This window comes from Gluconobacter potus (genome assembly GCF_015244705.1).
In the GTDB taxonomy this organism is placed as follows: domain Bacteria; phylum Pseudomonadota; class Alphaproteobacteria; order Acetobacterales; family Acetobacteraceae; genus Gluconobacter; species Gluconobacter potus.
This window is the reverse complement of record NZ_JABCQF010000001.1, coordinates 630228-649424: the sequence shown is the minus strand read 5'-3', so window position 1 is coordinate 649424 and position 19197 is coordinate 630228. Positions and strand designations below refer to the sequence as shown.

The 19197-nt window shown below is 56.2% G+C and carries 16 protein-coding genes and 2 pseudogenes; 13 read left to right on the top strand and 5 right to left on the bottom strand.

The genetic code is table 11. The features are described from left to right. Window positions 1-48: 48 nt before the first annotated feature. The 9 genes from HKD31_RS02775 (at window position 49) to nagB (ending at window position 10017) form a co-directional block, all read left to right on the top strand. Entirely contained in the window at window positions 49-846 is a 798-nt protein-coding gene (locus HKD31_RS02775) for a DeoR/GlpR family DNA-binding transcription regulator (RefSeq protein ID WP_194263683.1), read from the top strand. Between the two features lie 49 nt (window positions 847-895). Beyond that, the gene (locus HKD31_RS02770) at window positions 896-1882 is read left to right on the top strand and encodes an SIS domain-containing protein (protein WP_338085524.1); all 987 of its coding nucleotides are present in this window, start codon (window positions 896-898) and stop codon (window positions 1880-1882) included. A 25-nt stretch (window positions 1883-1907) separates the two neighbouring features. Continuing rightward, window positions 1908-3164, top strand: coding sequence for a class II D-tagatose-bisphosphate aldolase, non-catalytic subunit (locus HKD31_RS02765; protein ID WP_338085528.1), 1257 nt, complete (start codon window positions 1908-1910; stop codon window positions 3162-3164). Further along, window positions 3161-4204, top strand: coding sequence for a threonine aldolase family protein (locus tag HKD31_RS02760; RefSeq protein ID WP_194263686.1), 1044 nt, complete (start codon window positions 3161-3163; stop codon window positions 4202-4204). The genes HKD31_RS02765 and HKD31_RS02760 overlap by 4 nt, the downstream gene beginning before the upstream one ends. 106 nt (window positions 4205-4310) lie before the next feature. Further along, window positions 4311-5270 (top strand): N-acetylglucosamine kinase, encoded by a 960-nt coding sequence (locus HKD31_RS02755; RefSeq protein ID WP_228120129.1) that lies wholly within the window; start codon window positions 4311-4313, stop codon window positions 5268-5270. An 80-nt stretch (window positions 5271-5350) separates the two neighbouring features. Then, window positions 5351-6646 carry a glucose/galactose MFS transporter gene (gluP, locus tag HKD31_RS02750; RefSeq protein WP_194263687.1) on the top strand — a complete coding sequence of 432 codons (1296 nt, stop codon included), beginning with the start codon at window positions 5351-5353 and terminating at the stop codon, window positions 6644-6646. Continuing rightward, window positions 6643-7752, top strand: coding sequence for an N-acetylglucosamine-6-phosphate deacetylase (gene nagA, locus HKD31_RS02745; protein WP_194263688.1), 1110 nt, complete (start codon window positions 6643-6645; stop codon window positions 7750-7752). Before gluP ends, nagA begins: the two co-directional genes overlap by 4 nt. An 864-nt stretch (window positions 7753-8616) precedes the next feature. Then, window positions 8617-8796 (top strand): hypothetical protein, encoded by a 180-nt coding sequence (locus HKD31_RS16000; protein ID WP_228120128.1) that lies wholly within the window; start codon window positions 8617-8619, stop codon window positions 8794-8796. A gap of 477 nt (window positions 8797-9273) precedes the next feature. Next, on the top strand, window positions 9274-10017 hold the full coding sequence (gene nagB / locus HKD31_RS02735; RefSeq protein ID WP_194263689.1) for a glucosamine-6-phosphate deaminase: 744 nt from the start codon (window positions 9274-9276) through the stop codon (window positions 10015-10017). 149 nt (window positions 10018-10166) lie between these two features. Here nagB and HKD31_RS02730 read toward each other — a convergent pair. After that, a pseudogene (locus tag HKD31_RS02730) lies at window positions 10167-10250 on the bottom strand (IS5/IS1182 family transposase); the annotation flags it as partial. A 195-nt stretch (window positions 10251-10445) separates the two neighbouring features. On the opposite strand from HKD31_RS02730, the pseudogene HKD31_RS16315 reads away from it, so the two are divergent. After that, window positions 10446-10565, top strand: a pseudogene (locus HKD31_RS16315) (IS3 family transposase); the annotation flags it as partial. A 168-nt stretch (window positions 10566-10733) separates the two neighbouring features. Here HKD31_RS16315 and HKD31_RS02725 read toward each other — a convergent pair. The 3 genes from HKD31_RS02725 to HKD31_RS02715 are packed head-to-tail and all read right to left on the bottom strand — an operon-like array spanning window position 10734 to window position 14549. Beyond that, the gene (locus tag HKD31_RS02725) at window positions 10734-12062 is read right to left on the bottom strand and encodes a c-type cytochrome (RefSeq protein WP_194263690.1); all 1329 of its coding nucleotides are present in this window, start codon (window positions 12060-12062) and stop codon (window positions 10734-10736) included. Beyond that, a complete protein-coding gene (locus HKD31_RS02720; protein ID WP_194263691.1) occupies window positions 12059-13837 on the bottom strand; it encodes a GMC family oxidoreductase in 1779 nt (592 codons plus the stop codon). The genes HKD31_RS02725 and HKD31_RS02720 overlap by 4 nt, the downstream gene beginning before the upstream one ends. 13 nt (window positions 13838-13850) lie before the next feature. Then, entirely contained in the window at window positions 13851-14549 is a 699-nt protein-coding gene (locus HKD31_RS02715; protein WP_062493934.1) for a gluconate 2-dehydrogenase subunit 3 family protein, read from the bottom strand. Between the two features lie 183 nt (window positions 14550-14732). On the opposite strand from HKD31_RS02715, the gene HKD31_RS02710 reads away from it, so the two are divergent. Continuing rightward, entirely contained in the window at window positions 14733-15743 is a 1011-nt protein-coding gene (locus HKD31_RS02710; protein WP_062457411.1) for a LacI family DNA-binding transcriptional regulator, read from the top strand. A gap of 94 nt (window positions 15744-15837) precedes the next feature. On the opposite strand, the gene HKD31_RS02705 is transcribed toward HKD31_RS02710, so the two are convergent. Next, window positions 15838-17547 (bottom strand): carbohydrate porin, encoded by a 1710-nt coding sequence (locus tag HKD31_RS02705; protein WP_228120127.1) that lies wholly within the window; start codon window positions 17545-17547, stop codon window positions 15838-15840. 518 nt (window positions 17548-18065) lie between these two features. On the opposite strand from HKD31_RS02705, the gene HKD31_RS02700 reads away from it, so the two are divergent. Both HKD31_RS02700 and HKD31_RS02695 read left to right on the top strand, forming a co-directional pair. Beyond that, window positions 18066-18482, top strand: a complete 417-nt coding sequence (locus tag HKD31_RS02700; RefSeq protein ID WP_338085523.1) for a GlcG/HbpS family heme-binding protein — start codon at window positions 18066-18068, stop codon at window positions 18480-18482. Window positions 18483-18525: 43 nt separating this feature from the next. After that, a complete protein-coding gene (locus HKD31_RS02695) occupies window positions 18526-19194 on the top strand; it encodes a sorbitol dehydrogenase family protein (RefSeq protein WP_228120126.1) in 669 nt (222 codons plus the stop codon). Window positions 19195-19197: the final 3 nt, after the last annotated feature.

Genomic DNA, 19197 nt, shown 5'->3' with positions numbered 1-19197 from the left:
CCGCCGGAAACGGTGCCACTATCAGGTCCGTTCTGAACCGGAGTTCCTATGCAGCCCGATCGCCTCGCCCAGATTCGCCATCATCTCTATCGCCATGGGGTAACAAGCGTGACGGAGCTGGCCAAAGTGGTAGAAAGTTCAGTCGCAACCATTCGCCGGGACTTACAGCGCCTTGAGGAACAGGGATATGTCCGCCGGACACATGGGGGCGCTGAAATTATTGGCTCGGGTAACGCTGAAGTCGGGTTCCAGGCCCGTGAAAGCCATCGCCTGACCACCAAAAGGGCGATTGCCGACGCAGCTTATGAACAACTGATCGAGAACACATCGGTCTTTCTGGATTCTGGAACGACAGTCTTGCAGCTTGCAAAGCGTCTACGACTGCACCCTATCCCATTGACTGTATTCACCAACAGCGTGGCAATTGTTGATGCGCTGCTCGATACCCCCAAAATCCAACTGACACTTCTGGCGGGGCGGGTCCGCAACGAGAACCGCAGTATTGTTGGCCCTCTGGCTGAGCGCAGCATCGAGGCCCTGTGGTTCGACCAGTTATTCCTCGGCGCGAGCGCCGTACAGCCGGACGGCAGTATTGCAACCCCTGACAGTGATGAAGCCAGCCTCAATGCCGCCATGCTGCGTCACTCAACAATGCGCTTTCTGCTGATGGACAGCAGAAAATTCGGCAAGCATTCAACATTTCGAGTAGGGACGCTCGACGATGTCACCCATGTCATCACAGATGATCATCTGGACGAAGAATGGATGTCCCGTCTGGCTCAGACGGAATTGTCCTGCAGCTATGTTTCCGGAACAAGCTTGCATGATGAAAACGAAGATATCTAGCCCAATCACTACTGCTTCACATGCCTACATCAAATTCTGAGCGAACCGGATGCCCGTCTCTCCTGGTAAGGAAAATACAGCCATGAATGCGACAGAACGCGGGATACGCGAACAGTTCTCCCTTTGGAACGAACTTGACCTTAAAGACGTTCGCCTAGAGCCCGGCAGAATGCAGATTGTTATCGGATGCGGCACATCTGTTCACATCGCAGATTCCATCGCAGCGACCCTCAATATTCAGGGCCATCTGGCACGGGCCGTTCCAGGTAACGAGTGGACTGTCCGCGCGGACAACTATGCGCCACCGTCAGTCCCTGTCGAAGTCATCGCCTTATCCAGAAGTGGGGAATCTACGGAGACAGTTGCAGCAGCCCGTAAAAGCCACCTGAATGGGATTCCGGTGGTTGCCTTCACATGCGCTCCTGGCAGTTCCTTATGCCACGAGGCAGACAGGCTGGTGGAAGCAAAGACACATCCCGAAGAGGGGATTGTCATGACAGCCTCTGCGAGCCTGATGTTGCTGATGGGACTTCGATATGCTGGTGTTTCAGTTGGTCCGCAGACGACTGCCGCAGCTGAGAAACTTCTGGCAACCGGGGAGAAATTTCTACCTGAGCTGATTGCGGGCCGGACGCATTTCGTTTTTCTCGGTGGCGGCAGCCTGTATGGCGTAGCACGCGAAGCGGCGCTGAAAATGCAGGAGATGAGCCTCAGCCAGAGCGAGGCTCATCATCCGCTTGAATACCGCCACGGCCCCATCAGCCTGATCGATGATCGTTCACTGGTCGTCATGCTCTATCATCCAGATACCACCTCCGAAGAGGCTGCCGTTGTTGCAGATGTTCAGAGCAAGGGCGCACGCGTGCTGGGACTGGGCGGCCCCGGAGATGTGTCGCTTGACGTGAAGGGAGAGCCACTTACGGAACCGTTGGTCTGTTTGCCACTCCTTCAGCTTCTGGGCGAAAACGTCGCCAGAATGAAGGGACTGGACACGCTGGCTCCACGCCACCTCACAAAGGTCGTGACTGTTGCGTGAGCCGACGGCCATTCTGAAGGACCTGGTGAAACAGGTCCATGATCCGGCCATTCCCAAGCACGAGCGATATGGCATCACGTCTGTCTGCTCTGCGCATCCCATCGTCCTGGAAGCCGCCCTGCGTCGAGCCGCGAGCAACAGAACTCCGGTCCTGATTGAAGCGACCTGCAATCAGGTCAATCAGGAAGGCGGCTATACTGGGATGACCCCGGCGGACTTCCGCAGTCTTGTTGCTTCAATTGCGGTCAAGGTCGGTTGTCCGATGGAGGCCATTATTCTGGGCGGAGATCATCTGGGCCCCAATCCCTGGAAACATCTTCCAGCCGAAGAGGCCATGGCACGCGCGGGGGACATGGTCGCGTCCTATGCCGCCGCCGGTTTCCGCAAGCTGCATCTCGACACGAGCATGGGATGTGCTGGCGAACCTGCAGTTCTTGCGGACGCAGTTGTTGCCGAGCGGGCCGCTATTCTGGCAGCACGGGCTGAAGCCGTAGCACCAGGAATGCCGGTCTATGTTGTCGGAACCGAAGTCCCTGTGCCGGGTGGTGCGTTGGAGACACTGGATCATCTCATCCCTACCACAGGGCAAGCCGCCTGTTCTACAGCAGCAATGACCCGCAAGATTTTTTCCAGGACACTGTCCGATGAGGTTTGGAGCAGGGTTATTGCGCTCGTCGTGCAACCCGGCGTCGAGTTCAGCGCAGAGGAAACTGTCTTTTATCAGCCCGCGAAAGCCTGCGGGCTTGTTGCTACACTGGCCTCTTTTCCCGGTATGGTTTTCGAAGCTCATTCAACAGACTACCAGACAGTCAGTCATCTCCGTGCGCTTGTCGAAGACGGATTTTCAATACTCAAAGTTGGGCCAGCCCTGACTTTTGCACTTCGGGAAGCTCTCTTCAGCCTTGATGAACTAGCCTTGGTTCTCCGGCCAGGTCGCTTATCACTCATGCAGGTCCTAGAAAATGAGATGCAGGCTGCGCCCTCTTTCTGGAAAGGGCATTATGATCCAGAAAAAGCCGACATGCTGCGCCTTTATGGCTATAGTGATCGCATTCGCTATTACTGGTCACGTCCCGGCATTCAGCGTGCAGTGAGTGACCTTCTGGACGTTCTGAAAAGCACAGGCCTCCCCGATCCTTTAGTCAGCCAGTTTTTGCCCAGGTTCTACGAACGGGTGAGAAGCGGTGAGATTCCTCGTGAAGGCATGGCGATACTTCTCGCAGCTGTGGAAGATGTTCTCGATGATTACGGTTCCGCCTGCACGCCCGGGAGAGCACAATGACAGCGCAGCAGTTTGCCAGCGACAACTATGCGGGGATCTGCCCCGCAGCTTTCAACGCGATGATGGAAGCCAACTCAGGATCGGCTGTCTCCTACGGACAGGATAACTGGACATCCCGCGCTGCGGATGCGCTGCGCCGTGCTTTTGAGCACGATGCCGATGTGTATTTCGTATTTAACGGAACAGCTGCAAATTCTCTCGCGCTTGCCAGCCTGTGTCGATCTTACGAAAGTATTATCGCAGCGGATTTCGCACATATCGAAACCGATGAATGCGGGGCTCCAGAGTTCTTCTCGAATGGAGCGAAAATTCTTACTGTTCCGACCCAAAATGGCAAGCTGAGTCCCTTGGCAATCCGGACCATTACGGAAAGCCGGAATGACATTCATTTTCCACGACCTGCAGTAGTCACCATTACGCAGCCGACTGAAACTGGCCTCCTCTATACCCTGGATGAAATTCAATCCATCAGTACGACCTGCAGAGAACTGGGTCTGAAACTGCACATGGATGGTGCACGTTTCGCGAATGCAGTGGCTGCCCTGAACTGTTCGCCTGCGGACATGACATGGCGGGTGGGCGTTGATGTCCTATGCTGTGGTGGAACCAAAGGTGGCATGGGGATCGGAGAAGCTGTTCTGTTTTTTAACCGTGACCTGGCACGGGGATTTGATTATCGCTGCAAGCAGGCCGGTCAATTGGCATCAAAAATGCGCTTTCTCGCTGCCCCTTGGGTTGGAATGCTGCAAGAAGGACGCTGGCTTGACTATGCGCGACATGCCAACAGTTCCGCTCGTTTGCTGAGCCGACTTCTTCAGGATGTCGATGGCATTCAGCTTGTTTATCCTGTTGAAGCCAATGCCGTTTTCATTTCCATGCCGCCCGATGTTGGATTGAAACTGAGAAGTCGCGGCTGGTTATTTTACGAATTCATAGGCGGCGCTGCCCGCTTCATGTTTGCATGGGATGCCGACAGGAACCGAATTGAAAAGCTGGCCCAAGACATTCGAGAGTGCTCATATTCCGATACCGGCAGCTGAGACCAATGATATGCTTCATGCCTTCTAAAGGGTCCTGTCAGAAACCGATGTGCATCCATATAAAAGTTACTATGCTATCTGATCAGCGGTTTTCGAGACTATTTTCATGACCCAGTCCTCTATCATGGCTCTGGATGGGGGCGGCAGCAAAACCCTTCTGGTCGTTCTGCGGCAGGATGGAGCGATTGCCGATATCGGTCGTGCCGGAGGTTCCAATCCATTCGACCAGCCGCTGTGGCGTGAAACCCTCTCGGGCCTGTTTGCGCGCCTCCCCCCTGAAACCCGCGCTGCCGGCCTGGGTCTCGCGGGTTTCGGTGAAAGCTCGACGCTCAACCAGCGCCAACGCGCCCTGATCAGCGCTTCCCTGCCAAACATCCCGCTGTCCCTGACCAACGATGTGGACATGGCCTGCACGGCGGCCTTTGCGGGGCAGAAGGGTGTGCTGCTGCTTTCGGGAACCGGCTCCATGGCCTGGGCGACGGACGGACAGGGCCATCATTGCCGGGTGGGTGGCTGGGGTTCGCTGTTCGGAGACGAGGGGAGCGCCTTCTGGATCGGCCGAAAAGCCCTTGGTCTGGTGACAGAATTGCTGGATGGCCGCAACACGCAGGATATTGCCTTTCTGGAACCCTTCCAGAAAGCGCTGGACCTTCCGTCCGACCTCACGCGCTGCGGTCCGGCCCTGCTGGAGTGGTACGGCAACCTGACGCATGAACGCTCCGCCGTCGCCGCCCTGGCGCGGATTGTCGCCCGGCTGGCAGAGCAGGACTGCCCGGCCGCTATCCGCATGATGCGTGAAGCCGCAACGCAGCTCGCCGCCCATATTCAGACAGCCCGCCGTAAGCTGAGCCGCCCCGAACTGCCCTGGAGCTATGCGGGCGGAACCCTTCAGAGCTGCTTCCTGCGCGAAGCCATTTCAGAAAGTTGCGGCACCCCCGTTGCGCCGCGCCTTCCCCCCATCGGCGGGGGGCTGCTCTCAGCGGCCAGACTGGCCGGCTGGTCTGTGGATGCGGACTGGATTGACAGGCTTGCTGCCACGCTAGAGCATGCGGGCCTTGGCAACTGAGATGTGCGTATGCCGGTTCTGCGGCTTTTTCCCGTTTCTTTTCAACGTCCCGGGCCACCGGCTCATGGAAACCTCCTGACATGGCACGCTTTCAGGCTTCCACTTCCTCAGGCACGCTGACAGCCCCTTATGGGCCGGGACCGCTGGGCGTTGCTGCGGCCATCTTTTTCCTGATGGGGTTCGTGACGTGGCTGAACGGGCCGCTCATTTCCTTCGTGCGGGTTGCTTTCTCGCTCGGAGACGTCGCCGCCTTCATGGTGCCGCTCGTTTTCTATGTGTCGTATTTTATTTTCTCGATCCCGGCATCCTTTCTGGCGCGCAGCCTCGGCCTGCGTCAGGGCCTTTCGGGGGCGCTTCTGCTTTGCGCGCTTGGCGTGGCCGTTTTCGGACAGTTTGTCTCCATGCGCCTCTATGGCGGTGCCCTGACCGGGCTGCTGATCCTGGGGGCCGGGCTTTCGCTGATGCAGGTCGTCATCAATCCGCTCGTCAGTCTTCTCGGGCCGCCAGATCGTGCCGCGCAGCGGATCGCCATCATGGGGGTCTGCAACAAATGTGCCGGCATTCTCGCACCGATTGTCCTGGCAACCGTTGTGATGGGGGACATCGACCACGTCGCCCAGAGCGTACAGTCCGCGCCCGATGCCGCGACCCGCAATGCCGTTCTCAATGCCTTCGTCCAGGCCATTTATGCCCCCTATATGGGCATGGCCGTCCTCCTGCTCATGGCGTCCGTCGGCGTGGCGTTCTGTCCCTTGCCGAACCTTCAGGCCCCCCCCATCCCCGGCCTTCCGGATAGCGGCACCCGGATCTTCCGTCCGCATCTGGTTTTCGGCATCCTGACCATGTTCCTTTACGTGGGCGTCGAGGTCATGGCCGGAGATGCCATCGGCACCTACGGGCAGCAGTTTGGACTGCCCCTGAGCCAGACGAAATTCTTCACGTCGCTCACCCTTGCCGCCATGCTGTTCGGCTATCTGCTCGGGTTTGTCATCGTTCCGCGCATCATCACGCAGGAACGCTTCCTCGAACTGTCCTGCATCGGCGGCATCGGCCTCACTTTCATGGCTTTCATGACCGGCGGGTACGTCTCGGTGGGTTGTGTCGCGCTGCTCGGCGCCGCCAATGCCATGATGATGCCGACGATCTTTCCGATTGCCATCCGCGGCGCCGGCCCCTGGACTCCCCTGGCCTCGGCGCTGATCGTCATGGGCTATAGCGGCGGGGCGATCGTGCCGCAGGTCTATGTCGCCCTGAAGCCTTTCGTGGGTTTTCAGGCCATGTTCGCACTGCTGGTCATTCCGTCCTATCTTGCGATCCTTTTCTATGCCCGTCGTTATGGGCAGACCGGCCTTCTTCCTTTGGATCGGACCCCATGACACACTATCTCGACGGCAATCTCGTCCTTCCCGACCGGGTCCTTCCCGGTCGCATCACTTTTGATACCCATATCCGCGCCATCGATCCCGTCACGGCGCCCCCGAACCGATATATCCTCCCCGGTTTCGTAGATGGCCATGTGCATGGTGGTGACGGCGCCGATACGATGGATGGTGCCGACGCCATCCGAACGCTCTCGCGCTTTCACATGGCGCATGGCACGACCACGATCCTCCCCACCACCATTACGGCTCCATGGGAGGACGTGATGAACGCCCTTCATGCCGTGGCCGAAGTGCGCAGGACCGGGATCGACAAAGGTCCCCGGATTCATGGCGCCCATCTGGAAGGACCGTTCGTCAGTCCGCACAAGCTCGGCGCGCAGCCGCCCTTCAATATTGCGCCAAGCCCTGACAGGGTCAGCGAGGCCATCAGTACGGGCTGTGTCCGCGTTGTGACCCTCGCTCCGGAACTGGAGCACGCGGAAACCGCCATGCGCCAGTTCGCCGAAGCGGAAGTGCGTGTCAGTCTCGGCCATACCACAACCGATTACGACGGAGCCCAGCGCGCCATCTGCGTGGTCTGTGCAGCGGGTGGCACGATCGGCGCCACCCATCTCTTCAACGCCATGTCTCCGATCGAAGGCCGCAGACCTGGCCCCGTTACGGCCCTGATGTGCAGTGATGTCGCCTATGCCGAAATGATCTTCGACACACACCACGTCCATCCGGCCAGCTTCCGCCTGGCCTCACGCCTGATGAACAGTCGCCTGCTGTTCGTGACGGACGCCATGCGCGGCACAGGTGGGCCGGAAGGCCCCAGTCAGCTTGGTGGACAGGACGTCGTCATCAGCAATGGCACGGTGCGTCTTCCCGGCGGGTCTCTTGCGGGCAGTATCCTTACCCTGGATCAGGCCCTGCGCAACGCCATACAGGCCGGTACATCCCTGCCAGATGCTGCAAAACTCGTCAGTACCAACGCGGCGAGATATCTGGGTCTTCATGACCGTGGTGCCCTGACGCCTGACCTTCTTGCGGATTTCACGGTTCTCGACGCCTCCCTCGCGGTCACAGAAGTCTGGGTCAACGGTCAGCGCACCGCCTGACAGGGCCGTAATTATCCTTTCTCCGAACCACAGGATTCAGAACGTTTTTTTATCAGAACATTTTTCCATAGATCTAAAGAAAACCTCCGCGCCATCCTGAAGCGTCGGCAGCATCAGGATGGAGGAGAACTAGCGTAGTAAAATTAGATATTATTATGGTTACTTCACGTTAATATTCATATGGTAATTTTTTAGGACCTATTAACTCATTGAGATGAGAGAGAGTTATTGTGATTCCCAGGCCTACGATGGAAGGTAGTCCTGTGAGTGATGTATTTTTGCTGTCAGAGCGCCAGATGAAGCGGATTAAGCCATGCTTTTCCATGAAGGCTTCATTGGCTTTTGAGCGATAGGCGGTATCGGAACACGCTGTTCCACTCGCCATAATCATCAGGCAGGTGGCGCCCCTGCGATCCGGTGCGGGCAATCCACACCATGTCTTCGAAATACAGATGATTGTCTTGCGCCGGACGGCAGCCACGCCCCCAGAGGTGGCCCCGTCCGTTCGGACAGTTTTGTGGGCTTGATAAGCTATACCCGGGTGTCGTTATGCCGCCCTTCTGATGGCACTGCTGTTGGCCCTCGCCCGCGCCCAACCGAACAGAGGCCTCGCACCAAAATCACATTCTACCAGTAATTGGCCGATCATCGTCCGACGCACGCCGTACTTTGACGCCAGTTCCGCCAGCATCTACTCACCTCGGATCCGCCTCCAGCGCAACCTGCGACTTGAACGCACCCGAATACCGTTTCCGCATAACCTTGCCCATAAACCCGCCCTCTCTCAGGTCAGATTATAGCCTATCGCCCTGTCCAAAAAACGGGGCCCACCTCTGTTCGGAGTGGCGGCCCCGCGGGAAAGTAGTGGGCGTATTTTTCGGAATTGCCGCCATGCTCCTGTATGTCGGCGTTGAAGTCATGGCAGAGAATATCATCGGCACTTATGGACAGGGCTTCGGTCTGCCACTCAGCCAGACCCGCTTCTTCACCTCTCTGACCCTGACCCTCACCGCAATGTTGGGGGATACGTGGCCGGTTTTGTGATTGTTCCACGCATTCTGAAGTAGGAACGGCTCATGGAACCTGCGTTCTGGGAAGACTGCTCACGACCGCAACCTTCCTGACGCATGGTTATGTTTCTGTACTCTGCGTGGCTCTTCTCGGAGCAGCCAATACCATGCTGATACCCACGATCTTCTCGATTGCAATCCATGGCGGATAGCTGCAGGGCCGTCATTCCGCAGATTTATGTCGCCATGAAATCCGTGATCGGGTTTCAGGCGATGTTTGCACTACTTGTTCTGCCATCCTATCTTGCCATTCTGATCTATTCGCGACGTTATGGTCAGACTGGCCTCTTGCCTCTGGATCAGAAACCATGATGTCACATCCTGATAGCAGGCGCGTCCTGCGTAACCAGAGCATCATTGCACCAGTTCTGCTGGCGGATTTCAGGTCATAAAAGTCTGGATCAACGCAGAGCGCCAAGCGTGATACATCATACAGGATTGATGCCCCCCCATGAATGTCATCGTCACCGACAACCCCGAGCAGGCCTTCCAGTGCATCGCCGATATGATCGCGAATGAGATTCGCAGATCTTCCACACCTGTTCTCGGCTTGGCGACAGGCCGTACAATGGAAAATATCTACCGGCTTCTGGTGCAACAGCATAAAGCAGGCGCACTGGATTTTTCCGATACGACCTCTTTCAATCTGGACGAATATGTTGGCTTGGCGCCTACGGATCTGAATTCATACCATCACTACATGCAGAATCATCTGTTCGCTCATGTGAATATGCAGGCAAATCGGGCGCATGTTCCGAACGGCATTGCACCGGATCTGGAGATGGAATGTGCGCGTTATGAAGCGGCTATCCATGCGGCAGGTGGCATTGACCTGCAACTCCTGGGCATTGGCGAGACCGGTCATATTGGTTTCAACGAGCCCCCGTCTGCGTTTGACAGCCGGACACGGGTTGTACATCTTGATGAGGTCACACGACGCCAGAACAGCTGCATGTTCGACAATGATCCAGACCGTGTCCCTTCCCACGCCCTGACCATGGGAGTGGGCACGATCCTTGATGCAAGGCGCCTTGTGCTGGTAGCTGTCGGGAAAGGCAAGGCGGCAATCGTCAATGAAGCTCTGAACGGCCCCATAAGCGAGGCCGTAAGTGCCTCCGCGATCCGTCTTCATGATAACGCCACGATCATTCTGGACACTGCCGCAGCCAGTGACTGGAAGCGGACAACGAGATGACGCTGCTAGTTTTTTTGGAACGCAGAAATACAGGAAATCCGTTCTGTGAGCGGGCACACAACCATAGAAAACTGCAACTTGCATGCGGGTTTATAAAACACGGTGTTGAAGGAACATCATATCTGCATCTCTAGGCTCAGGCCTCATAGCTAGAACATGACGGTTGCGGCAAGACAGATGGCCGAGAAGAAGCCGGTTGGACATCTGTCGTAGCGTGTTGCAACGCGTCTCCAAGAGGTGTTCCCGGATCTTCGGACAAGACGATAAGCTATAATCCGACCTGAAACGATCCCAGCTTTCGATGGTGCGGCAATACACGCTGCTTCAGCTTAACAACCGGTCAGACTCTGCTATCGGCCTGTGCCGCAGAGCGACGCCAATCTGAAGTTGATGTGGTTGATCGACGCACAGTTCCTGGAAGCGCAGTATTATGCCTCACGGTGATCATGGACTGGACGACACGCAGGGTTCTGGCCTGATGCCCATCGAACACGATGGACGTGGCATTCTGCATTGAGGCGCTCCAGGAAGTACTGACACGTTACGGCGCACTGTGGCTTCAAAGACAATTAAGAAATTGTGCTTTGGCTGATGAGCATGCTCACACCATCCTACGCCTTTGACACGAAGTGTGCTGTCACACTCTCCAAAGAAAATGGCCGGAAATCTTCTTTTCAGCCATTTTCCCTGCGCATTATTTGGACTTATGAAGTCTGTTAATTCAAAGGAATAATACCTTTTTGAATTGTAGGCTCTGGTGCCGATTTTCGTAGCTCTTCCACCGTTGCAGCAGTGACCGGAGCAGCATTATTGCCCCAAGCCTTACGGATGAAAGTGACGACATCCGCAATCTGCTGCGAACTCAGTATGCCTGAGTATGCGGGCATGGCGAAGGCAGACGGCGCTTTGGTCATGCCCGGCAGAACCGCACCACTTTGGACTACATGCACCAAAGACGCTGGATCATCACTCATGAGAACAGGATTCCCGGCCAAGGGCGGGAAGGCGGGGGCATATCCACGGCCATCGGAACGGTGACAGGCCTCGCAGTGATCCACGTAAACCTTGGCACCCTGCGCCGACGCATCTCCCGCCTGCAGCGCAGTGGCAGCTGACGGATCATAATGCCATGCCGAGAGCGTGGGCTGATGGGGCTGCAAGGAGAGCAGATACCGTGCCATCGCATGGAGATCCGCATCCGTCAGATGCTGCGTTCCATGGAAAATGGCATCTGTCATGCCCCCAAATGCTTCGCCGCGCCGGTTACGGCCTGTGGCGAGGAACTGCACGATATCGTCTTCAGACCATCCCGCCAGTCCGGTACGCTGATCCTGCCGCAGACTTGTCGGTACAAAGCCATCGATTGCAGCGCCGCCCGAAAGGAAAAGCGATCCGCTGCTATTTGAAAGAGCTTTCTCCTGCAAGGCCATGCCGCGGGGTGAATGACATGCCCCGCAATGCCCTGGCCCCTCGACCAGATAAGCCCCACGGCCTATTCCATCATCAGGCAGAGACCGGTTGACATCCTTCTGGGCCGCGACAACGGAAGGAGAAAATACCGCTCGCCAGATGGTCATTGGCAGACGGATGGACAAAGGCCACGGAATGCCGTTGGGCGGAGCTGCCTGCGCAACTGGCTGCACACCCTTCATGAAATAGACATACAGGGCGTGAATATCGCCGTCGCTCATACGGGCATACGAAGGAAACGGCATGGCCGGATAAAGGCTTGCCCCGTCCCGACGTACGCCTTCACGCACTGCACGGGAGAATTCCGCTTCAGAATAAGCCCCAATGCCATGGGTAGGATCAGGCGTAATATTGGATGAGTAGATCGATCCAATGGGAAGCTTGAATTCCATTCCCCCTGCGAACTCGCCCCTGCCCCGGACAGTATGGCATGCGCTACAGTCGGAGGCTTCCGCGACATATTTTCCCTGAGCGATCAGGGCACTCGTATCCTCGGCCCGCAGTTCAGAAACCGAACCTGCCAGCAGAGCGGCAACGCCAAAAAACGTTGCGCGGGTGAACAAACCGTACTTCATGCCTGCACCATCGGACCTGGGTTTTTCAGATAGGTCGTCCGGATATGATAAGCGGCCCAGTATGCCAGGGCTGCGACCATTCCGGTCGGGTTATATCCCATCCCCTGCGGGAATGCGCTGGCGCCGATCACGAAAACATTCGAGACGTCCCAGCTCTGCAGATATCGGTTGACGCAACTTGTCTTGGGATCGGTTCCCATGATGGCCCCACCGCCGAGATGCGTGGTCTGATACCGGCGGGTATCGAAAACCTCTCCGTCCTTCAGCATTCCCAGAGAATACTTGGTGGCCCCCATTGCCTTGATGATGGGTTCGATCTTGCCCACCACATACTGGTTCATCCGGATATCGTTGTCTTTCCAGTTGAACGTCATCCGGAGCAAAGGCTGACCGTAGGCATTGCTGTAGGTGGGATCGAGATCCAGATAAACATCCCTGTAGGCCATATTGCTGCCGTGCGCGTCGATGGTCAGGGAATGACGATAGGTATCGACCATGGCCTCCTTGTACCCTTCCCCCCACGTCGGCGCCTTGCCGCCAGGGCCGCCAGTAGCAGCCGCAATCGGCTTCACACCCGCCTGATTGACCCAGACAGGCGACCCACCCACAAAGCCAAGCGGTCCATGATCGAAGTTCATGCTGTTGAAGTCATCGATGGCGACACCTGCGCCGCCGGCTCCAACGAAGAGATTGGTGTACTGCTTGGGTGACAGCCACGCCCGGGACGTCGTGATCGTCTGATAAACGAAATTCCGCCCCACCGTTCCGGTGTTCTGTTGCGGATCATAAGGCTGGCCGATCCCGGACAGCAGCATGAGATGGACGTTGTGAAACTGGAAGGCGCTGATAATGACCAGATCGGCATCCAGCTCGACCTGCTTTTTGGTACGCAGATCCAGGTAACTCACACCCGTCGCCTTTTTCTTGTCGGCGTCGAGATTGACCTTGAGAACATGTGCCTTGGTAATCAGCGTGAATTTCGGATCCTGCCGCAAAGCGGGCAGAATATTCACGTTGGGAGAAGCCTTGGAATACATGTAACAGTCATAGCCACTGCAATATCCACAGAAATTGCATGGCCCCATCTGCACTCCGTAAGGATTGGTATACTGCGCAGAAGCATTTGCGGCAGGAAGCGCATAGGGATGATAGCCTACATTCGCGGCAGCCGATCGGAACAGGCTGGCAGAATAGACCTCTCCCATCGCTGGCAGCGGAAACACATCGGAACGATCGGGGGCAAAACGGTTACCGTTTCCAGCGATCTTTCCCTTGATAGTGTAAGGTTCTCCGGACGTACCGAAAACTTTTTCCGCCTTATCGAAAAACGGTTCAAGTTCCTCATAAGTCACGCCGTAATCCTGAAGATTCATCCCTTCAGGAATGAAATTCTTTCCGTACCGGGCGACAACATTGGTGCGCAAGGCCAGATCATCCGGAGCAACACGGAAATGAACGCCCGACCAGTGCAGCCCCGCTCCTCCCACGCCCTCACCGGGAAGGAAGGCCGCCAGACGCCGGTAAGGCAGGGCCTCCTGATCCAGCGTATTCCGTATCGTAACCGTGGACTGGGACAGGTTCTGGAAAAGCCGGTGACGGATGGCTCCTCTCAACTCGTCAATGGAGCTTGGGTAATCGCCCTCGACTGCCGTAGCACGCTCGTCACCACGTTCGAGCATGACAACCGAAAGTCCTGCCTCCGTGAGTTCCTTGGCCAGGATGGAACCAGCCCAACCCGCACCGATGACGATGGCATCAACTTTTTTCGCACACATAATTCAAAAATCCTCAGGCGGTTTCGCCAGATATGGAAACAGGCCCGAACGGATACGGCGCTCCCTTCTGATTGACCCAGTCCATGAAATCGGCGCGCGCGCCGGGAAAGCCGAGCAGTGTCCATCCCGCCAGGCCCTTGTTGCCGCCGTAAAGGGGATCGGAAAAAACACCCTCGAGCGTATTCTGACGCAACTGCTCGAAGAAGGTGTGGGCAGGAACCGCGCCAAGGGCCATCTTGCCCTGCTCGAACACCTTGAGAAGTGCGATCTGCTCCGGAATGGCCAGCTGAGCGAAAGTCTGGCCCTGATGATGATCGCGGACATAGGCATTTGCCGCGGCAATAGCCTGGCGATAGAGGTCACGCGGCGGCAGGGACAGCTGGTACCCCAGGTTCGGTGCACCTTCCTTGAACGGCCCGGACATGTACCACAACTCTCCATGTCCATAAGGCGTATCCATCTGTCGATCGATGAATTCAGGCGCTCCAAGCAGGGCCGCGTCGGGTCCATGAGCGTCCGCAGGAAATATTCGCGCACAGGCGGCATTCAGGAACAGCCATTCCTCATGGTTGAAATATTTAGGGTTATACGACTGCGCACTTTCTGACTGCAAAGCATCGGCCCAGACTTTATGGCCGCCATACATCCAGAAGGACGCTGACCCAAGAAGACCGGCCGTAAAATTACGCCGCGTCGAAGAGGGGATTTTCATTTCTTGCTCCAATGACAAACATGACCTGACGACATGGAAAAACAGCCCATCGCCCCTTCAGCCTTTTCGCTTCCCGCCCACCCGGAAGTGTGGAATGATCGCGGGTAAGAATATCTGCTCTCCGAAAGGTCCGTTTTTGAATAGTTCCAATATATTGCAGCTTGTAAGGGCCGCCTGAGGGTTATGAAAAAAGCGGTAACCCTCAATTCTGTGGCAGTTGAAGCAGGGGTCTCGCGCGCTACTGCGTCGCTTGTGCTTCGGGACAGCCCCCTTGTCTCGCTGGAGACGAGAGACCGCGTCATCTGCGCGATGGATAAACTGGGCTATATCTACAATCGCGGCGCTGCGAACCTGCGGGGCCAGAAAACCGGCACGATCGGCCTGGTCCTGTGTGACATTGGCAGCCCGTTCTACAGCCAGTTGATGCTGGGGATCGACGAAGTTATCGTTGACGCCAATATTGTAGCCATTCTGGTCAACAGCGCCGAAAATCCCGACAGACAGCTGCGACAGATCCGCCGCCTGCGCGAACACGGCGTGGACGGCCTCATCCTCTGTCCGGCTGCCGGAAGCTCCGACGCCCTTCTGTCTGAAATCGAGCGGCTTCACCTGCCCTGCGTTCAGGTTCTCCGCCACGTCTCGCAGAGAAATGGCAACTATGTCGGCCCCGACTATGCGGACGGAACTTCCCTGGCCGTCACACATCTCGTCAGACATGGGCGCCGGAAAATTGCCTTCCTTGGGGGCAGACCGGTGCATTCCGCTGCGCGTGAACGGCTCGATGGCTTCAGGAAGACCCTGAAAAAACACAAGCTGGAACACGACCTGATCATTCCGACCCATCTGGAGAACCTCTCCGATCTGGGCAGTTTTCCGGAACTCCTGGCCTCCTCCACCCCGCCGGATGCCGTTGTCTGCTACAATGACATGCTTGCCCAGTCCGTCATGGGATATCTGCTGGCCAGAGGGAAAATGCCCGGACGCGATTTTGCAGTCATCGGAGCCGACGACCTGCCTCAAAGCGCCGTGTCTTTTCCGACCCTGACCACCATCGTGACGGACCCGGTAGGCGTTGGCCGCAATGCAGCACGCCTTTTGCTTGACAGGATCGACAACCCCACCACCTCCAGCACCCGTATCCTGGTTTCCGGACAGTTGATGATCCGCCAGAGCTGTGGAGGCCAGCTTCCCTGATCCATCGCGATTTTCCGACAGCTTTCCAGCCGCGGAAATTCTCGGATCGGTTGTTTTCTGCGCAGTGCTCATGTTCCGGATCCCATAGATCGATCTAAAAAAGAGACACATAGGACTTAAATCCCAGCATCGCTGAATTACGCAACCCGACCTGTCCATTGGGATGGATATAATACTGAAAATCCGGCCGGAACGTTACGCCTCGCATCACATTTATGGAATAATCGACTTCCAGAACCTCGGCGTTGGTCTGCACGCCGGTTGCATGGTTCGGCATGCCCGAATAATCCCCCGCAGCAACCATGGCCATGGTCGTATCACGCGTTCCCGGTGCGATGCTGACATAGGAGAAAGCAACGCCAAACATGTCCTCTGGACGTCCAGGAATAAGTCCCTGGCTCATGAGAGCACCGTAAACTTCGAAATCGCGAACAGCAGTATGGGGAGAGTTGTAAATATAACCACCCATGAAAGTCAAACCAGCAGACTTTGGCCTTCCGGGATAGTTCATCAACTTCTGGTCAAACATGAAGTATGTTTGCCATGAAGAGTTTCTCATCAACTGCTTACCGCCATACACATAGTAAGACTGGCCAGCCGTGTTGTAATAATTATCAGCACGCCGCACATCATCATAAACAAATCCCAGCTTGTAATGACCCGGGAGATCATGATGAGGCCCGAAATGGGGCTCCCACTGAGCTTCGATCGGGATTTCATATCCAACGATATTGGCGCCGTTGAACTTAAATCCCGTCCTGTGCTGATAGTTCTGATAGATCCCGTTTTCGGCGAAATAGACACCCGCCTGGATGTAAAGATCCTTGCGGGGCCGGCCCTTCATGCGAAAAGCCCATGTCGCCGCAGGGTAGCTGCCATAATAGGTGCTATCCGCAGCCGCTTTTGGACGTCCGCAGAAAGAATTGTTCTGAAAGCTACAGAAAATAGGGCTCGATGCGAAATCGGACATCTGGGACATACGCCCACCCGCGATCAGGAACCGGCCACCAAAGAGGCTCTCTTCTCCATACAACGAGACGAGATGAACCACCACGTTCCCTCCGCCGCCATAGATTTCAGAACTATGCGCCAGCCAGTCCCCGAACATCCGATTAGCAGTTGTTCCATAGCGACCAACGGTCGTCATGCGAGTCACAAATCCCTTGATGCCCGCAAGATGCTCCCAGTCAACAATAAGATTTGCTGAATATTGACCGGCATTACTCGATCCGTCCTTGTAATTTCCGTAATGCGGCCCTCTTGTCGGGTGTTGAAGCGCCCCGGCATACTCATTTGTATTATCAAAATGAAAACCGATACCGTGTTTTCTAAGCCAGGGCGTCATGCCGAAAAAGTCCGGAAAAATGGAAGGTGGTCCTTCTGTGATTGCAGAAGGCGCCGCACTCGGAGGCGACAAAGGCGGCGCGGGATACGTCGTGAAAATACCCGGAGCAATATCTGACTGAGGCGGAGCATTCTGCTGAACCGAATTCAACGGCGTTGACGCATTTTGCTGCGGCCCCAAATTCTGGGCTTGGGCTTGGACTTGGACTTGGGCTTGGACTTGGGCTTGGGCTTGGGCTTGGGCTTTGGTCTGGGTCTGGGTCTGGGTCTGGGTCTGGGTCTGGGTCTGGGTCTGGGTCTGGGTCTGGGTCTGGGTCTGGGTCTGGCCTTTCGCAAACAAAAACGGGAATCCACCAGAAACGCAATAAATCAAAAAAACATATAAGATTTTTTTACAGATTCTTTGCGCATAAAACGAGCGTCCTGTCGAATTGCTTATTATAAGCCGATTCTTAAACATCTTCGTTCCAGTGAATCATACTTCATGCATCTACCAATCTACTCTATCCAACCAGAAAAAGCAGAATCAGTACTTCGCATATTCTCTGGAAGCGGCATGCCATATAATTTTCGCATTTCCCATAGCGGAACTCATCACGAATTCTGTGAAGACGTCCTCACGACATTGAGAACCTGAAAAAAGAATTTAGAGCGATCTAAAATTTTCGGGGATTTCGAATTAGGAAAAACAACGTTTTTTCATTGAGATAGCAGCCCTTATCATCATTGAGCGCCAAAAACCCAGCTTTCTCCTCGGCGGCAAATCCCCGATTTTTCCATACTTTGTCACAATATAGTGAATTAGATCGATCTAGGTGGACTCTCGGTTCTCATGGCACATGCCGTTTAGCCGTTACGAAATATGACCGAAAGGCGCGTCCCGTGCTGCTATTCAGGAATATGTCCACGAAGAACGCTCGCGGAATCCTGCAACGCATCTGTTGTGCAGTGATTCTCGGAGCTGGAGTCATTCCGCAGGTGGTTCAAGCGGAAGAAGCCTCTTTCCCACCCCTTTCCCTTTCTCAGGCGCGCCGTCTGGCCCAGGCGGCTGAAAAGAGAGCTGCGTCAAACCAGACGAGCATCGTCGTGACTGTGGTTGATCCTTCGGGGCAACCCATTCTGGTCGAACGTATGGCGGGAGCACAGCTCGCCAGTATCGACCTTTCCCAACGCAAGGCGGTCAGCGCTGTCTTTTACAAGCGCCCGTCAGCCGCTTTCGAAGCGGCTCTGAGCGGCGGGAAAATGGCCGTTCTGGCTCTTCCCCATGCCATGCCGGCAGGGGGTGGGATCCCTATTTTCCGTAATACCCAGCTTGTGGGCGGCATCGGTGTCAGTGGAGGCAACAATGCCCAGGACGCCGATGCCGCCAATACCGCGGTAGGAGCTCTGAAATGACAATGATCTCTGTTGCGGAACATCGTGGAAAAGGAGCCAAGGCATGACCAAAGGCCGCCATCCTTCCGCTCCTTTTCAGCAGTCTGTCCTGGGACGCCGCTCCCTGCTGCTCGGCACCATCATGGGCAGTCTTTCTGTTGCTGTCGGCAATTCAGTCCTTGGAAAGGCAGGCGCTCTTGCCGCCACTCCACTCGATGAAACATTCCTGGCCATCTCACGGGCGATCACCGGGCGTCAGGATCTCGATCCGGTCCTCAGCAGCCGCCTCTGCGCGGCCATGCAGGCCACTTTTCCTGGCTATGCAAGCACAATCCAAGCTCTGGCCTCTGTCACGGCGCAAGGGGGGCAACCCCGCGAAATTCTCGAGCGCTCCGGCGATCTGAAAAAGGCTTTTCTGGCCCTCAATGCCGCCTGGTACACCGGCTCAGTCGAGGACAGAACGGGCGCCCCCATGGTCGCCTATTACAATGCTCTCATGTACCAGCCCACAAAAGACGGTCTGCCGGTACCAACCTACTGTTTTGCACGTCCAGGATGGTGGACCGAGACACCGCCGGCACTTGGCATTCCGATCCATGCTCCGCTTCCGGCGACGCCACCGGCCCCGGCCCCTCTCGGCGTGGAAAGCAAAACTCCGCCGCAGTCGCCGCCTCTGAAACCCATCACGCCCTCTTCTCCCCCTTACGTTCCCAAACCCCGTCAGGAGCACTAACCC

Excerpts from the sequence above, each read along its gene's own strand:
- HKD31_RS02720 (WP_194263691.1), bottom strand. The coding sequence starts at position 13,837 with ATGTGTGCGAAAAAAGTTGATGCCATCGTCATCGGTGCGGGTTGGGCT.
- HKD31_RS02725 (WP_194263690.1), bottom strand. The coding sequence starts at position 12,062 with ATGAAGTACGGTTTGTTCACCCGCGCAACGTTTTTTGGCGTTGCCGCT.
- HKD31_RS02695 (WP_228120126.1), top strand. The coding sequence starts at position 18,526 with ATGACCAAAGGCCGCCATCCTTCCGCTCCTTTTCAGCAGTCTGTCCTG.
- HKD31_RS02775 (WP_194263683.1), top strand. The coding sequence starts at position 49 with ATGCAGCCCGATCGCCTCGCCCAGATTCGCCATCATCTCTATCGCCAT.
- HKD31_RS02760 (WP_194263686.1), top strand. The coding sequence starts at position 3,161 with ATGACAGCGCAGCAGTTTGCCAGCGACAACTATGCGGGGATCTGCCCC.
- HKD31_RS02705 (WP_228120127.1), bottom strand. The coding sequence starts at position 17,547 with ATGTTTAAGAATCGGCTTATAATAAGCAATTCGACAGGACGCTCGTTT.
- HKD31_RS02770 (WP_338085524.1), top strand. The coding sequence starts at position 896 with ATGCCCGTCTCTCCTGGTAAGGAAAATACAGCCATGAATGCGACAGAA.
- gluP (WP_194263687.1), top strand. The coding sequence starts at position 5,351 with ATGGCACGCTTTCAGGCTTCCACTTCCTCAGGCACGCTGACAGCCCCT.
- nagA (WP_194263688.1), top strand. The coding sequence starts at position 6,643 with ATGACACACTATCTCGACGGCAATCTCGTCCTTCCCGACCGGGTCCTT.
- HKD31_RS02710 (WP_062457411.1), top strand. The coding sequence starts at position 14,733 with ATGAAAAAAGCGGTAACCCTCAATTCTGTGGCAGTTGAAGCAGGGGTC.
- HKD31_RS02755 (WP_228120129.1), top strand. The coding sequence starts at position 4,311 with ATGACCCAGTCCTCTATCATGGCTCTGGATGGGGGCGGCAGCAAAACC.
- nagB (WP_194263689.1), top strand. The coding sequence starts at position 9,274 with ATGAATGTCATCGTCACCGACAACCCCGAGCAGGCCTTCCAGTGCATC.
- HKD31_RS02715 (WP_062493934.1), bottom strand. The coding sequence starts at position 14,549 with ATGAAAATCCCCTCTTCGACGCGGCGTAATTTTACGGCCGGTCTTCTT.